Raw genomic sequence first — 16,091 nt, forward strand, 5'->3', positions numbered from 1 at the left:
CGCTGGCCCCCCCCAAGTGGGGGAGATGTCCGGCAGGACAGAGGGGGGCGCGACGGAACGCGACCTTCGCAAACTCAGCTTTGCATTTCTTCTGGTCGCACTAATTACGCTCCTCGCCACCCCCGCTTCCGCCGCAAAAATCGACGACCAGTTCCGCACCTGGCTCAGCAAAGACCTCTGGCCGGAAGCCGACGCCAAGGGCATCTCCAGAAAAACCTTCGACGCCGCCTTCGACGGTGTCAAACCGAACCTCAAACTGCCCGACCTGGTGATGCCGGGCAAGAAGGCGACGACGCCGCAAAAGCAGCATCAGGCCGAGTTCGGTTCGCCCGGCGCCTATTTCGCCGAAAAGACGGTTCGCGCCGTGACCGCCGGTGGGCGGACGCACGCGGCGGCCAATGCCAGGACGATCGCCGCGATTGAGAAGCGCTACGGCGTGCCGGGCGAGGTGCTGCTGGCGATCTGGGGTCGCGAGACCGGCTTTGGCGCGGCGAAGATGCCTTACGACGCTTTCGAAGTGCTGGGCACCAAGGCGTTCATGGCGACCAGGAAGGATTTCTTCCGCACCGAGCTTATGGCGGCGCTCGAAATCATCGAGCGTGGGCTGGCCCCGGTCGGCGCGATGAAGTCGTCATGGGCAGGCGCGCTCGGCCAGCCGCAGTTCATGCCGAGTTCGTTCCTGAACCATGCCGTCGATTTCGATGAAGACGGTCGGGTCGACATCTGGAACTCGGTGCCGGACACGCTGGCCTCGATTGCCAACTATCTCGTCCACTATGGCTGGGTGAAAGGCCGCGGCTGGGGCTTCGAGGTGACGGTGCCGGAAGCGGTCTCCTGCTCGCTCGAAGGTCCGGACCAGGGCAAGAGGATTTCCGAATGGGCTGATATGGGCATCAAGCGCGTCGCGGCAAGACCGTTTCCGGCGCGCGAGTTGAAGGCCGAAGGCTTTCTTTTGATGCCGGCCGGGCGCAACGGCCCGGCCTTCATCGTCACGCCCAATTTCTACGTGCTGAAGCAATACAACACCAGCGATCTCTACGCCCTGTTCATTGGTCATGGCGCTGACCGCATCGCGAATGGCGACAGTAATTTTTCAGGGCGTTGGGGCGCGGTCGGCGGGCTCCACAGGTCTGATATCGCCACCTTGCAGCGGGCGCTGGAGGCCGAGGGCCACGATGTCGGCAGCGCCGACGGCCTGCCCGGTTTCAAGACACGCCGGTCGATCGGCAAATGGCAGGCCAGGAACGGTCGCGCCGCCACCTGTTTTCCCGACGCCGACCTGGTCACCGCGTTGAAATAGCTGCACTCCGGGTGTCGCTTTCGGCGATGCTGGCTGCCTGATCTGGTCCAACAAACAGCTTTGCAAATGCTCGTTGCCGCGCCTGAAACCGCCGGATATGGTGAGGCCGAACTGGATAAAAATCATCAAGACGACCGGTTCAGGGTCACCGTTCGATTTGGCAAGTAAATGCCAAATCCTTGAGCCGGGAACTCAGGTCAACAAAAACAGGGAACAGTTAAAAATGATGATGGAAAAGTTTGCTCTACGCTCCCGCGTCCTGCTCGCCGGCGCAGCCATGTCCGCGCTGTTTCTGGCAGGCGCGCCTGCCTTGGCGGTCACGCCCGCCGACACGCTGGTCGAGGGGTTCGCCATCGACGACATCATCTCGATGGATCCGGGCGAGGCGTTCGAACTGTCGACTGCCGAGGTCACCGGCAACACCTATGATCTTCTTGTCCGCCTTGATCTAAGCGATACCTCCAAGGTCAAGGGCGATCTCGCCGAAAGCTGGAGCGTCTCCGACGACGGCCTGACCTACACCTTCAAGCTCAAGCCCGGCCTGAAGTTCGCCTCGGGCAATCCGATCACGGCGGCGGACGTCGCCTATTCGTTCGAGCGCGCCATCAAGCTCGACAAGAGCCCGGCCTTCATCATCGGGCAGTTCGGCATCAATGGCGACAACGTCACTGAGAAGGCCAAGGCCGTCGACGACACGACGTTCCAGTTCACCGTCGACAAGGCCTATGCACCGAGTTTCGTCCTGAATTGCTTGTCGGCAACCGTCGCCTCGGTCGTCGACGCCAAGCTGGTCAAGGAGCATGTCGCCGCAGTCACGCCGAGTGCCGACTACAAATACGACAATGACTTCGGCAACGCCTGGCTGAAGACTGGCTATGCCGGCTCCGGCGCCTTCAAACTGCGCGAATGGCGGGCCAATGAGGTCGTCGTCATGGAGCGCAACGACAATTATCATGGCGAAAAGGCCAAGCTTGCCCGCGTCATCTATCGCAACATGAAGGAAAGCTCGGGCCAGCGCCTGGCGCTGGAGGCCGGCGACATCGACGTTGCCCGCAATCTCGAGCCGAACGACCTCGACGCCATCGCCAAGAACGCCGATCTCACCACCACCAGCGCACCAAAGGGCACGGTCTTTTACATCAGCCTCAATCAGAAGAATCCGAACCTCGCCAAGCCCGAGGTTCGCCAGGCCTTTAAATATCTTGTCGACTATGATGCCTTGAGCTCGACTATCCTCAAGGGCATCGGCGAGATCCACCAGACCTTCCTGCCGAAAGGCGTGCTCGGCGAACTGGACGAGAATCCGTTCAAATTCGATGTCGCCAAGGCCAAGGAACTGCTTGCCAAGGCCGGCCTCGCCGACGGCTTCAGTGTCACCATGGACGTGCGCAGCAGACAGCCGGAGACCGGCATGGCCGAATCGATCCAGCAGACGCTGGGACAGGCCGGCATCAAGCTGGAGATCATCCCCGGCGACGGCAAGCAGACGCTGACCAAATACCGCGCCCGCAATCACGACATCTATATCGGCCAGTGGGGCCAGGATTATTTCGATCCGAACTCCAATGCCCAGACCTTCGCCAGCAACCCCGACAATTCGGATGAAGGCAAGACCAAGACCCTAGCCTGGCGCAACGCCTGGGACATCCCGGAATTGACCAAGGAAACCGAGGCGGCTCTGCTCGAGAAGGATGCGGCCAAGCGCGCCGCAATGTACCAGGATCTGCAGAAGAAGGTTCTCGAAACCAGTCCTTTCATCATCATCCACCAGCAGCTGGAAGTGGCCGGCCTGCGCAAGAACCTCAAGGGCTTTGCGCTCGGCCCGAGCTTCGACACCAATTTCGTCGGCCAGATCTCCAAGGAGTGATGTCGGCGGACGCGCCGCATGAGCACTGTTGAAAGCGAAGCGACGGCAGGGCGCGATAGCGCCCGTGCTGTTGCTGTCGCGTCGTCGATCGCCCGTTTCCTGGTCATCGCGATAACCACCTATCTCGGTCTTCTCGCGGTCACCTTCTTCATCGGCCGGGTGATCCCCATTGACCCGGTGCTGGCGGTGCTCGGCGACCGGGCGCCGGCCAATGTCGTCGAGCGCACGCGCCGCGAGATGGGGCTCGACCTGCCGCTGATCGAACAGTTCTACATCTATGTGAAAAATGCCCTGAACGGCAATTTCGGCACCTCGGTGCTGACCACCAATCCGGTGATGACCGACATCCGCCGCGCCTTTCCGGCGACGATCGAGCTGGCGACGCTGGGAACTCTGATCGGTGCGTTCCTTGGTGTGCCGCTCGGCGTGCTGGCCGCGGTCCGGCGCGGCAGCATCATCGACCAGATCGTGCGCATCATCGGCCTGGTCGGCTACTCCGTGCCGATCTTCTGGCTTGGACTGCTGGCGCTTGTGCTGTTCTATGCCAGGCTGCAATGGGTGGCTTTTCCCGGCCGCCTCGATATCGTCTACGAATACACTTTCACGCCGATCACCGGCTTCTATCTCCTGGATGCGCTGTGGCAGCGGCAGTGGGATGTGTTTCGCGATGCCTTCCGCCACATCATCCTGCCGGCCTCGCTGCTTGGCTATTTCTCGCTCGCCTATATCAGCCGCATGACGCGATCGTTCATGCTGAACGAGCTTGCCCAGGAATATATCGTCGCAGCGCGCGCCAAAGGCCTGTCGGAAACACGCATCATCTGGGGCCACGCGCTGCGCAACGCGGCGGTACCAATGGTCACCGTGATTGCGCTCTCCTATGCCGGCCTGCTCGAAGGCTCGGTGCTGACCGAGACGGTGTTTTCGTGGCCGGGTATCGGCCTCTATATCACCAATTCCCTGCAGAACGCCGACATGAACGCGGTGCTCGGCGGGACCATTGTCATCGGCTCGGTCTTCATCGGCATCAACCTCCTGTCCGATCTGCTCTACCGGGTGCTCGATCCAAGGACCAAAGTACGATGAGCGCTGAAACGATACAAAGCCGTCGCGACTGGCTGCTCAGCGAGCGGCCGGCCTCGCGCATGCAGGCAAGGCTCGGCCGCGCCTATGTGGCGTGGCGGCGTTTTTCCACCAACCGGCTGGCGTTTCTCGGCCTGCTGATCATCATCGCTTTGCTGGTGGTCGCGGCCTTTGCCGATGTGCTGGCGCCCTATTCGCCGACATTCGGCGACCTGAAGGGCTCGCGCCTGCTGGCGCCAAGTGCTGAGCACTGGTTCGGCACCGACGACCTCGGCCGCGACATCCTTTCGCGCGTCATCTTCGGCTCGCGATGGACGCTTTACGTCGTCATTCTCGTCGCCGTCATCGCAGCCCCTATCGGCCTGCTGGTCGGCACCGTCGCCGGCTATGCCGGCGGCTGGATCGACGCGATCCTGATGCGCATTACCGACATCTTTCTGGCCTTTCCGAAGCTGATCCTGGCGCTGGCCTTTGTTGCGGCACTTGGCCCCGGCATCGAGAATGCGGTGCTCGCCATCGCCATCACCTCATGGCCACCTTACGCACGTATTGCGCGTGCCGAAACGCTGACCGTGCGCAATTCGGATTACATCAAGGCGGTGCAGTTGATGGGCGCCTCGCCATTCCGCATCGTGCTTCGCCACATCATGCCGCTCTGCATCTCCTCGCTGATCATCAGGGTGACGCTCGACATGGCCGGCATCATCCTGACCGCGGCCGGTCTCGGCTTCCTCGGCCTCGGCGCGCAACCGCCACTGCCGGAATGGGGCGCGATGATCGCTTCGGGCCGCCGCTTCGTGCTCGACCAATGGTGGGTGGCCGGTGCACCGGGCTTTGCCATCCTCATCGTCAGCCTGGGCTTCAACCTGCTCGGCGACGGCCTGCGCGACGCGCTCGACCCCCGAAGCGGCGACCAATGAACGGCGACCCAACGAGCACCCTGCTGGAGGTCGACAATCTGCGCGTCACCTTTCCGACGCGCACCGGCCGGATCGAGGCGGTGCGCGGCGTCTCCTTCTCGCTCGGCCGCGAACGGCTCGGCATCGTCGGCGAGAGCGGTTCTGGCAAGTCGCAGACCGGCCGCGCCATCATGGGCCTGACCCCGCCGCAGGCCGAGGTCACCGCCAGGAAACTTGCTTTCGATGGCATCGACCTGCTCGCGGCCTCGCCCCGCGATCGCCGGGCGCTGCGTGGCAAGCGCATCGCCATGATCCTGCAGGATCCGAAATATTCGCTCGACCCGGTGATGAGCATCGGCCGCCAGATCGTCGAGACGCTGCGAACGCATGAGAAGGTCGGCCAGGCGGAGGCCCGCGACCGCGCGCTCGCCATGCTGGAGGCGGTGCAGATCCGCGATCCCGCCCGTGTCTTCGACCTGCATCCGCATGAGGTGTCGGGCGGCATGGGCCAGCGCGCCATGATCGCCATGATGCTGATCGCCGGGCCTGAAATGATGATCGCCGACGAGCCGACCTCGGCGCTGGACGTCACCGTGCAACTCGACGTGCTCGGCATTCTCGACAGGCTGGTCAGCGAGCGCGGCATGGGGCTGATCTTCATCTCGCACGATCTGCGGCTGGTTTCGTCCTTCTGCGACCGGGTGATCGTCATGTATGCCGGCAAGGTGGTCGAGCAGCTCAAGGCATCGGAGCTCAGCCGCGCCCAGCATCCCTATACGCGCGGCCTGCTCAACTGCATGCCCAAGATCGGCGCCGACCGCCACCCGCTGCCGGTGCTCGACCGCAGGCCGGAGTGGGCGGCATGACGGCGGCGCTTTCCGTCGACAGGCTGGAGGTGATCTTCGACCGGTTTCGCGCGCTGAAGGGCGTCAGCCTCGAAGTGCAATCCGGCGAATCCTTCGGCCTGGTCGGCGAATCCGGCTCCGGCAAATCCACGCTGCTGAGGGCGATCGCCGGCCTCGCACCGGCCGCGTCGGGCAGCATCACGGTCAACGGCAAAAAACTCGGCGCCCGCCGCGACAAGGCCTTTTATCGCGAGGTGCAGATGGTCTTCCAGGACCCCTATGGCTCGCTGCATCCGCGCCAAACCGTCGACCGCCTGCTGCAGGAGCCGCTCGCCATCCACGGCTTTGCCGATAGTGAGAAGCGCATCCAACGGGCGCTGGATGAGGTTGGCCTCGGAACCGGCTTCCGCTTCCGTTATTCGCATCAATTATCGGGCGGCCAGCGCCAGCGCGTGGCGATCGCCCGCGCCCTGATCCTCGAACCGTCGATCCTGCTGCTCGACGAGCCGACCTCGGCACTCGACGCATCTGTGCAGGCCGAAGTGCTCAACCTGCTGGAGGAGATCCGGCGGCGGCGCAAACTGACCTTCCTGATGGTCAGCCACGACCTCGCCATCATCACCCATATGTGCGAGCGGCTGATGGTGATGCAGAACGGCGAGGCGGTCGAGCACCTCACCGCAGGCGACCTCGTCGAGCGCCGCGTCAGCAAGGATTATACGCGCAATTTGCTCAGGGCCAGCGAGGGGTTTGTGCGGACGGCGTGAGTCAAATTCAGCTGTTCGCGAAGGAACACGACGCCAACGGCGGCAGGCCCAATCGCCTGCCGCCAGTGCCAACTTGAGGAAAACGTGAAATAAGGTCAGAACAATTCCCGGCAGTCATCCAAACGAGAACCGGCGCCGCCGGGTGAGGGACATCATGAAGAATTCAGCCATTTCCGAACGCAAGAACCAGTCGATTTCGCGCGGCGTCGGCATGACAACGCAAATCTATGCCGACCGCGCCGAAAACTCGGAAATCTGGGATGTCGAAGGCCGCCGCTACATCGATTTCTCGTCCGGCATCGCCGTCGTCAACACCGGCCACCGCCATCCCAAGGTGATCGAGGCGGTCAAGGCGCAGCTCGACCGCTTCACCCATACCTGCCACCAGGTCGTTCCCTATGAGAGCTATGTCAGGTTGGCCGAACGGCTGAACGGCATGCTGCCGGGCAAATTCGACAAGAAGACGATATTCGTCACCACCGGCGCAGAGGCGGTGGAGAACGCCATCAAGATCGCCCGCAACGCCACAGGCCGGCCGGCGGTCATCGCCTTCGCCGGCGGCTTCCACGGCCGCACTTTCATGGGCATGGCGCTGACCGGCAAGGTCGTTCCCTATAAGGTCGGCTTCGGCGCCATGCCGGCCGATGTCTTCCACGCGCCGTTCCCGGTGGCGCTGCACGGGATCTCGGTCGCCGATTCGCTGGCCGCGCTCGACCGGCTGTTCAAGGCCGATGTCGATCCGGCCCGCGTCGCCGCCATCATCGTCGAGCCGGTGCAGGGCGAGGGCGGCTTCTACGAGGCGCCGCGCGAGTTTATGACGGCGCTGCGCAAGATCTGCGACCAGCACGGCATGCTGTTGATCGCCGACGAGGTGCAGACCGGCTTTGCCCGCACCGGAAAGATGTTCGCCATGGATCATCACGAAGTGGCGCCCGACATCACCACCATGGCGAAAAGCCTGGCCGGCGGCTTTCCGTTGGCGGCGGTCACCGGGCGTGCCGAGATCATGGATGCGCCGAACCCCGGCGGGCTCGGCGGCACCTATGGCGGCAGCCCGATCGGCGTCGCCGCGGCGCATGCCGTGCTCGACGTCATCGACGAGGAGAAACTCTGCGACCGCGCCAGCGCGCTGGGCGCGCGGCTGAAGCAGCGGCTGCAATCGATCCGCGACGACGCGCCGGAGATCGTCGATATCAGAGGCCCGGGCTTCATGAACGCTGTCGAGTTCAACGATGTGAAGAAAGGCTTGCCATCGGCCGAGATCGCCAATGCGGTCCGGCTCAAGGCGCTCGACAAGGGGCTGATCCTGCTCACCTGCGGCGTCTACGGCAACGTCATCCGCTTCCTGGCGCCGATCACCATCCAGGACGAAGTCATGAACGAAGCGCTCGACGTCCTGGAAAGCTCGATCCGCGAGGTCCGCGCCTCCTGACCCTCGTCTGCTCCGGGATGTGATGAGATTCAGGTCAGGCTGCGCCGAGAATGGTGGGTTCCGAGAACCGGAACGGAGCGTACTTTCGGGTACGTGAGTACCGGAAGCGCAGGAAACCGCCGTTCGCAGGCCGGCATCACCTGAATATCAACATATCCTTATTCAGCGGCGCGGACGGGCTCTTCCTGCTGGAAGGCGGCGAGCGCCGCCTTCAGTCCGTCCGGCCCCGTCGCAACTGTCTGCGGCATTGGCGAGAAGCCGGCGCCGAGCATCTTGCGGCCAAGCATATGGTCGCCCGGCCGATTGACCGATTCGATGCCGAGCAGACGATTTCCAGCATAGTGATAGATGGAGAATCTGTTCTCGTTGACATCGCCCAGCACGACATGGCTGTCGCCGCCCGAAATCAGGCCGACCATCTGCAGCTTCATGTCGCCGATGTCGGACCAGAACCATGGCACCGCCGCAAAGGCGTCCGCATGGCCGACGATGGTGCGGGCGGCAAGACGTGCCTGGTCGGTGGCATTCTGCACCGATTCCAGCCGCACATCGCCGCCGGTGAGCCAGTGCCGGTAGGAGGCGGCGTCGCCGATGGCGAGGATTTCGGGCACCGACGTGCGCATCTGCTGGTCGACGCTGATGCCGTTGGCGATAGCGATGCCTGCGGCTTGCGCCAGTTCGACATTCGGAACGACGCCGATGCCGACGATGACCATCTGCGCCGGCAGGCGCTCGCCGCTTGAGGTGACCGCGGCCGCGACACGGCCGCTCTCACCTTCGAGCCGCGCAATCGTGGTGCCGGTAAGGATGCGGACACCGGTCGCTTCCAGCCGCTGCCGTACATGGCGCGCGATGACCGGCGCCACTGCCCGGCCGAGCAGTCGGTCGACCGCCTCGACTACCGTGACCTTGCGGCCGGCCGCTTTGAGCGTTGCGGCGATCTCCAGTCCGATGAAGCCGCCGCCGAGGATGACGACATCCTCGCTCCGTGCGCTCAATTCACGGATCAGCCGCGCGTCGGCGAGCGAGCGCAGCGACACAACGCCTGAAAAATCCGAACCCGGCAGCGGCAGGATGCGCGGCCGCGAACCGGTCGCCAGGATGAGCCGGTCGAACGGCAGCACGCCACCCCCTGATATCTCCAGCCTGCGGCCGCCGGCATCGATGCGCTCGATTCGAATGCCCGGCCGGTAGTCGATCGCGCTGCCGGTATAAAACGCCTCACCGCGCAGCGGCTGCGGTTTGGCCTCTTGATCCTTGATGAAGGTCTTCGACAGCGGCGGCTTGTGGTAGGGCAGTTCGTGCTCGTCACTGACGAGGATCACGGGTCCGTCGTACCCGTCCTCGCGCAGGCTGGCGGCCGCTTGCACGCCCGCATGACCCGCACCGACAATGACCACACCGTTTTTCATCGCAGCCCCAATTCCTTAATCCAAGTCTAGGACGTCTCGCCAAGTGGCGATTGTCTGGCGCCGCCGCAAGACCGCCTTTGCGGGTCGCACCCGGAATGGCGGTCCGTCAATAGTGCCGTTTAACGACGACACGGTAAAATACGGCTAAAGTTGACACTTGCAGTTTAGAATAATTCTAAACTGTTGTTTCGATTGGCTTTTCTCTCTGAAATTGGTTGACTTCCGGTGCCTTCATCGCTTTATGGAAGCTTGCGCGTCAAGCGCATCCCTTTGATGTCTGGGCCTTGAACCCTTTCGATTGGAGGCATTTCGATGTCTTTCTTCCGCAAACCGCGCTATGCCGCGGCCTGTTTCTCGCCCAATGGCAGGGACCTGCCTTGGCGCCGATTGCCTGCCGACGCGCCTTTGGCGCCGGCATTTCACTGAATTCCGAGGAGATGACAATCATGAGAGCGATGATCCCGGCACGATATGGCAGGCTCGCCGCGATCGGCGCTACGGCGGCATTGACGGCGGCGATATTCGTGTTGCCGGCCAAGGCTGAAACCGATGCCAAGGCGGTCATCAAGACGTATTCCGACATTGCGCTCGCCAAGTATCAGGATTCGCTGACCGCGGCGCAGGCGCTCGACAAGGCCGTTGAGGCGCTGCTCGCCAAGCCTTCGGCGGAAACGCTGACTGCCGCCCGCGAGGCCTGGAAGGCGTCGCGCGTTCCCTATCAGCAGACCGAAGTGTACCGCTTCGGCAATGCCATCGTCGACGACTGGGAAGGCAAGGTGAATGCCTGGCCGCTGGACGAGGGGCTGATCGACTATGTCGCCGAGAACTACGGCACCGAGTCGGACGCGAATGCGCTCTACACCGCCAATGTGATCGCCAACAAGTCGATCGAGGTCGACGGCAAGAAGATCGACGCCACCAATCTGACGCCGGAGTTCCTCTCCGGCACTCTGCAGGAGGCCGGCGGCATCGAGGCCAATGTGGCGACCGGCTATCACGCCATCGAATTCCTGCTGTGGGGCCAGGACCTGCACGGCACCGGCCCGGGCGCCGGCGAGCGGCCCTACACGGACTACGATCTCGCCAACTGCACCGGCGGCAATTGCGATCGTCGCGCGCAGTATCTGAAGTCGGCGAGCGACCTTCTGGTTTCCGATCTGCAGGATATGGTCAACGATTGGAAGGAAGGCGGCGGCGCCCGTAAGAACCTCGTCGATGGCGAGCCGAAAGCCGGCATCTCGGCCATCCTCACCGGCATGGGCTCGCTGTCCTATGGCGAACTCGCCGGTGAGCGCATGAAGCTCGGCCTGCTGCTACACGATCCGGAAGAGGAGCACGACTGCTTCTCCGACAACACCTACGACTCGCATCTCTACGATGCCGTCGGCATTCGCGCCGCCTATCGTGGCAGCTACACGCGCCTCGACGGCACCGTCGTCGAAGGCCCTTCGGTGTCCGATATGGTCAAGGAGGCCGATCCGGCGATCGACAAGGAACTGTCGGACAAGCTGGATGTCACCGTGACCAAGATGGAAGCCATCAAGGCGCGGGCGCTTGGCGGCGAGTCCTATGACCAGCAGATCGGCGAAGGCAACGCGGAAGGCAATGCCACCGTGCAGGCGGCGATCGACGCGCTGGTCGACCAGACCAAATCGATCGAACGCGCCGTCGGCACCCTGAAACTCAATGCCATCGCGTTCGAGGGCTCCGACAGCCTCGATGCGCCAGACAAAGTGTTCCAGTAAGGCGTTGCCTTGAGCACGATCCCGAACTGAAGGTCCGCATAAAGAAAAGTGGAAATCGGTTTTCGGTTCGATTGAGAAATAAGCCACACGGCGCCGAGCAAGTGCCGTCAGCCATACAGAGCAAATAATGCTGATCTGCCATTGCAACATCATCACCGAAAAGGAGATTGAGCAGACGATCGTCGGGCTGCTGGATCAGGATCCCTGGCAGCTTATCGTGCCGGCGAAGATCTATCATGCCATGCAGAAGCGTGGTCGCTGTTGCGGCTGCTTCCCAAATGTGGTCGAAACGATCATTCGGGTAACCGAAAATTACCACACCCGCTCGGAGGCGAGCGGCGTGGATGTCGTTTCACACCTGGATCGCGTCAGAGGCCTGCGCGTCCAATACGGGAGCAGAACCCATGAAAGGCGAACAGCAGATCATAGAGCGGCTTAACGAGGCTCTGTTTCTGGAACTTGGAGCGGTCAATCAGTACTGGGTGCATTTCCGGCTGCTGGAAGACTGGGGATACGCCAAGCTGGCAAAGAAGGAACGCGCGGAATCGATCGAGGAGATGCACCATGCCGACCGGCTCGTGGCTCGCATCATCTTCCTCGAAGGCCATCCGAACCTGCAGTCCGTAGCACCGCTGCGCATCGGACAGAATGTCAAGGAAGTGCTCGAATCCGATCTTGCCGGCGAATATGACGCGCGCACTGCCTACAAGCGTTCGCGTGAGATTTGCGAAGAAGCAGGCGACTACGTGACGATGAAGCTGTTCGAGGATCTGCTGTCCGACGAGGAAGATCACATCGATTTCCTCGAGACGCAACTCGACCTGCTCGCCTCGATCGGCGAAGAAAAATACGGCCAGCTCAACGCGGCATCGGCCGACGAGGCGGATTAGGGACATGCAGGAATGCGGCGCCCCTTAGATTTCTTGCGCCGCTTGCGGCGGGCCGAGGATTACGGCCTGCCGTTCCAGCAAAACCCGCGATACAGCTGGCGTCGCTGGCTTTCGCTTGCCGTAGTGGTCGCACATACGGCCTCGGCGCTGGCCGGCGCGCCCGAACCGGCGGGCCTCGCCACCAGCCGCACCGATCTGACGCCGAAGGATCTGGCGCGCGTCATCGCAATAACCATGCCGACCAAGGATTTTTCCAAGCCCGAGCAGTTCGAGCCGATGCAGGGCGGCGCCGGCACGTCGCGGAAAGGTGTCAACAAAGACGCCTTCTCGCAATCCTCGACCAATATCACTTTCGAGGAAGAAGGTACCTTCAAGCTCGGCAATGCCCTCTTTCGCAAGAACTGGGTGTCGTCGCCCTCGTCGACGCAGGCATCGGACGGGCTTGGGCCGCTATTCAACGAGCGGGCGTGCCAGAATTGCCATCTGAAGGACGGTCGCGGTCATCCGCCGGAAGCCGACAGCGGTACCACCTCGATGTTCCTGAGGCTGGCGCGGCAAGCGAGCACCGAGGAGGAGAAGGCAGCGCTGGCCGCCCGCAAGGTGCTCAACTTCCCCGATCCGGTCTATGGCTCGCAATTGCAGGACCTGGCCGTTCCAGGCCTTCGGGGCGAAGGCCGGATGCGTGTCGACTATCAGGAGCAGAAAGTCACGCTGCCGGACGGCACGGTGGTTTCGCTGCGCAAGCCGAGCTATTCGGTCGATGATCTTGCCAACGGGCCGCTCGATCCGCACACCACGCTTTCGCCGCGCATGACGCCGCCGATGATCGGCCTCGGCCTGGTCGAGCAGATCGCGCCGGCGGACATTCTCACCCATGCCGATCCGGACGATCGGAATAGTGACGGCATCTCCGGCAGGCCCAACATCGTGCACGACGGCCAAAGCGGCGAACTGACGCTCGGCCGCTTCGGCTGGAAGGCGCAGACGCCATCGATCCGCCAGCAAGCGGCGGACGCATTCGCTGGCGACATCGGCATTTCGACGCCGGAAGTGCCAAACCACTGGGGCGATTGCACCGCGGCCGAAAAGGCATGTCTTGCCATGCCGAACGGCGTACAGGAGCGCCTCGGCCCGGTCGAGGCGCCGTCGCCGGTGATGGACCTCGTCACCTTCTATTCGCAAAATCTCGCCGTGCCGGCGCGACGCGACCTCGACAAGCCCGACGTGCTGGCCGGCAAAAAACTGTTCTACGACATGGGCTGCATTTCCTGTCATACGCCGAAATTCGTCACCCGGCGCGGCACGCCCAACAAGGCGCAGGCTTTCCAGTTGATCTGGCCCTATTCCGATTTTCTGCTGCACGATATGGGGCCCGGCCTCGCCGACGGGCAAGCGGTGGGCGAGGCTACCGGCAGCGAGTGGCGCACGCCGCCGCTGTGGGGCATCGGTCTTACCCAGACCGTCAACGGCAACAGCTTCTTCCTGCATGACGGGCGCGCGCGCACCCTGACCGAGGCGATCCTGTGGCATGGCGGCGAGGGGCAAAAGTCGCGCGACCGATTTGCCGCCGCCGATGCGGCCGATCGCCACGCACTGGTCAAATTCCTGGAGTCGTTCTGATGTCGAAGCGTCTGGCGCTTGTCCTGGTTCTCCCGCTGGTCCTCGCCGGCGCATTGCCGGCGTCCGCAGCGGTCAAGGCTTCCGACGTGATCCAGCGGGCCATCGACGGCTTTGTCCGCCCGGCCTATGCGCGCCTGCATGATCATGCGGGCAGCCTGACCAAGGCAATGCGCACGCTTTGCGACGCGCCCTCGCAGGACCATCTCGATGCAGCGCGCGCCGAGTTCTCCGGCACCGTGGATGCCTGGTCGATCGTCGAGATCATCCGCATCGGGCCTGTCACGCAGAACAACCGGCTGGAGCGCATGCTGTTCTGGCCGGACCGCAAGAGCATCGGCCTGAGGCAGGTGCAGGCGGCGCTGGCCAGTAAGGACCGGACCGCCGCCGATCCGGTCCAGCTGGCGACAAAGAGCGCCGCCATGCAAGGGCTCGGCGCGCTGGAATTCGTGCTTTACGGCGATGGCGCCGAGCGGCTCGCCGGCAAGGACGATCCGTATCGTTGCGCTTACGGCGCGGCCGTCGCCGGCAACATCAAAACGATTGCTGCCGAGGTCAGCGACGCCTGGAACAGGCCCGACGGTTTTGCAGCACTTTGGGCCAATCCGGGCCCGCAAAATTCGCTCTACCGCGACGGCACGGAAGCGGTGACCGAACTGGTCGGCGTCTTCATCAGCGAACTGGAGATGGTCCGTGACGTGCGCCTGAAAGGCTTTCTGGGCAGTAGCCCGGAGGCCGACAAGCCGAAACAGGCGATCTACTGGCGCTCGCAAAACACCGCGCGTTCGCTGACCGGTAATCTTGCGGGCATGGACGCGCTGTTCCAGGCCTCGCGGCTTGGCGATGCGCTGTCGCCCGACGCGCGCTGGATGGCGGAATCGATCCACATCCAGCTCGTCAACGGGGCCGCCGACGCCACGGCCATCAGAGGTCCGATCGACAAGGCGCTCGCCGATCCGTCGCTGCGCCAGAAGCTCGACCACTTTTCGCTGGTGACATCCAGCCTGACGACCCTGATCGGCACCAGGCTGACCGCCGAATTCGGCCTGACCGCTGGCTTCTCGTCGCTGGACGGCGACTAGTTATGCGCACGGCGCTGATCGATCGTCGTGATTTCCTCAGGGCCGCAGGCGTTGGCTTTGTTGCTGCGATGGTGCCTTCGGCATTGGCAAAGACGCTTGCCGCCGACGCCGTCTTCGCCACCGCGTTCGTCAAGCGCGACGGCAGCTATGGCGCGGCCATCCTGTCCGAAGCCGGCAAGGTCCTGCACGCTATCGACCTGCCCGCCCGCGGTCATGACGTCACCTTCGATCCGGTGTCGAAACGCTCCGTGGTCTTTGCCAGGCAGCCCGGCACCTTCGCGGTGGTCTTCGACCACACGGGCCGCGACGAGCCGCTGACCATTGCCAGCGTAAGTGGACGGCATTTCTTCGGCCATGGCGTGTTTTCGACCGACGGTGCGCTGCTCTACGCCACCGAGAACGATTTCGACAATGCCGCCGGCGTGGTCGGTGTCTACGACGCGCGTGCGAGATTCAAGCGGGTTGGTGAGTTCCCGACCTATGGCATGGGCCCGCACGAGCTTCTGCTGCTGGGCGACGGCAGGACGATTGCCGTCGCCAATGGCGGCATCGAGACGCATCCCGATTATGGCCGCGCCGAGCTCAACATTGCGACGATGAAGCCATCCTATGTTCTGGTCGACCGCCTCACCGGTGACCTCGTCGAAAAGCACGAATTGCCGCCGGCGCTGCACCAGCTTTCGATCCGGCACTTGGACACGGACAAATCCGGCACGGTCTGGTTCGGCGGCCAGTACAGGGGGCCGGGCAGCGATCGTCCGCTGCTGGTCGGCCGCGCCGCCCGCGGCAAGGATCTGCAACTGCTCGACATGCCGGGCGACGTGCTGTCCGGCTTCAGGAACTATATAGGCTCGGTCGCTGCCAACCCTGCTGCCGGTACCGTCGCCGTGTCCTCGCCGGAAGGCAACTCGCTTGCCGTCATCGATGCGGCCAGCGGCCGGATCGTCGCCACCAGCGCGCTGGCCGAGGTCTGCGGCGTGGCGCCCGACGGGGCGAGCTTCATGGCGACGACAGGCACCGGCGAAATCGTCGAAGCGGGCGGCGCAATAAGGTCCGAACCGGACTACGTCTGGGACAATCACATGCTGCGCATCGAGCAGGCCGGATAAGTGCGTCCGGCACCGGTTCCCAAACGGCTACGCTCGCTGGAAG

At 63.3% G+C, this 16,091-nt stretch carries 14 protein-coding genes; 13 read left to right on the forward strand and 1 reads right to left on the reverse strand.

Features of this window, described 5'->3' with window-relative positions; translation table 11 throughout:
• Positions 1 to 25 precede the first annotated feature (25 nt).
• From BQ8482_RS04945 to BQ8482_RS04975, 7 genes are all read left to right on the forward strand, one after another.
• The gene (locus BQ8482_RS04945; RefSeq protein ID WP_123146498.1) at positions 26 to 1,300 is read left to right on the forward strand and encodes a lytic murein transglycosylase; all 1,275 of its coding nucleotides are present in this window, start codon (positions 26 to 28) and stop codon (positions 1,298 to 1,300) included.
• A 223-nt stretch (positions 1,301 to 1,523) separates the two neighbouring features.
• A complete protein-coding gene (locus BQ8482_RS04950; protein WP_123146499.1) occupies positions 1,524 to 3,167 on the forward strand; it encodes an ABC transporter substrate-binding protein in 1,644 nt (547 codons plus the stop codon).
• An 18-nt stretch (positions 3,168 to 3,185) separates the two neighbouring features.
• Positions 3,186 to 4,253, forward strand: a complete 1,068-nt coding sequence (locus BQ8482_RS04955; RefSeq protein ID WP_123146500.1) for an ABC transporter permease — start codon at positions 3,186 to 3,188, stop codon at positions 4,251 to 4,253.
• Positions 4,250 to 5,170 (forward strand): nickel transporter permease, encoded by a 921-nt coding sequence (gene nikC / locus BQ8482_RS04960; protein ID WP_123146501.1) that lies wholly within the window; start codon positions 4,250 to 4,252, stop codon positions 5,168 to 5,170. Before BQ8482_RS04955 ends, nikC begins: the two co-directional genes overlap by 4 nt.
• Complete coding sequence (locus tag BQ8482_RS04965) at positions 5,167 to 6,015, forward strand: ABC transporter ATP-binding protein (RefSeq protein WP_123146502.1); 849 nt, start codon at positions 5,167 to 5,169, stop codon at positions 6,013 to 6,015. Before nikC ends, BQ8482_RS04965 begins: the two co-directional genes overlap by 4 nt.
• Entirely contained in the window at positions 6,012 to 6,761 is a 750-nt protein-coding gene (locus tag BQ8482_RS04970) for an ABC transporter ATP-binding protein (RefSeq protein ID WP_123147388.1), read from the forward strand. Before BQ8482_RS04965 ends, BQ8482_RS04970 begins: the two co-directional genes overlap by 4 nt.
• 154 nt (positions 6,762 to 6,915) lie before the next feature.
• Positions 6,916 to 8,193, forward strand: coding sequence for a 4-aminobutyrate--2-oxoglutarate transaminase (locus BQ8482_RS04975; RefSeq protein WP_123147389.1), 1,278 nt, complete (start codon positions 6,916 to 6,918; stop codon positions 8,191 to 8,193).
• Between the two features lie 158 nt (positions 8,194 to 8,351).
• Here the strand turns inward: BQ8482_RS04975 and BQ8482_RS04980 are convergent, their stop codons facing one another.
• Entirely contained in the window at positions 8,352 to 9,605 is a 1,254-nt protein-coding gene (locus tag BQ8482_RS04980; protein WP_123146503.1) for an NAD(P)/FAD-dependent oxidoreductase, read from the reverse strand.
• Between the two features lie 455 nt (positions 9,606 to 10,060).
• Here BQ8482_RS04980 and BQ8482_RS04985 point away from each other — a divergent pair, with 455 nt between their 5' ends.
• From BQ8482_RS04985 to BQ8482_RS05010, 6 genes are all read left to right on the forward strand, one after another.
• The gene (locus tag BQ8482_RS04985; protein WP_165848490.1) at positions 10,061 to 11,350 is read left to right on the forward strand and encodes an imelysin family protein; all 1,290 of its coding nucleotides are present in this window, start codon (positions 10,061 to 10,063) and stop codon (positions 11,348 to 11,350) included.
• 127 nt (positions 11,351 to 11,477) lie between these two features.
• A complete protein-coding gene (locus BQ8482_RS04990; RefSeq protein ID WP_123146504.1) occupies positions 11,478 to 11,789 on the forward strand; it encodes a (2Fe-2S)-binding protein in 312 nt (103 codons plus the stop codon).
• Entirely contained in the window at positions 11,755 to 12,240 is a 486-nt protein-coding gene (gene bfr, locus BQ8482_RS04995) for a bacterioferritin (RefSeq protein WP_123146505.1), read from the forward strand. The genes BQ8482_RS04990 and bfr overlap by 35 nt, the downstream gene beginning before the upstream one ends.
• A gap of 12 nt (positions 12,241 to 12,252) precedes the next feature.
• On the forward strand, positions 12,253 to 13,860 hold the full coding sequence (locus tag BQ8482_RS05000; protein WP_123146506.1) for a di-heme oxidoreductase family protein: 1,608 nt from the start codon (positions 12,253 to 12,255) through the stop codon (positions 13,858 to 13,860).
• Positions 13,860 to 14,939 (forward strand): imelysin family protein, encoded by a 1,080-nt coding sequence (locus tag BQ8482_RS05005; RefSeq protein ID WP_123146507.1) that lies wholly within the window; start codon positions 13,860 to 13,862, stop codon positions 14,937 to 14,939. The genes BQ8482_RS05000 and BQ8482_RS05005 overlap by 1 nt, the downstream gene beginning before the upstream one ends.
• Before the next feature lie 2 nt (positions 14,940 to 14,941).
• A complete protein-coding gene (locus BQ8482_RS05010) occupies positions 14,942 to 16,048 on the forward strand; it encodes a DUF1513 domain-containing protein (protein WP_123146508.1) in 1,107 nt (368 codons plus the stop codon).
• Positions 16,049 to 16,091 lie beyond the last annotated feature (43 nt).

Origin of the sequence: Mesorhizobium delmotii, from assembly GCF_900149755.1 — a bacterium.
GTDB lineage: Bacteria > Pseudomonadota > Alphaproteobacteria > Rhizobiales > Rhizobiaceae > Mesorhizobium > Mesorhizobium delmotii.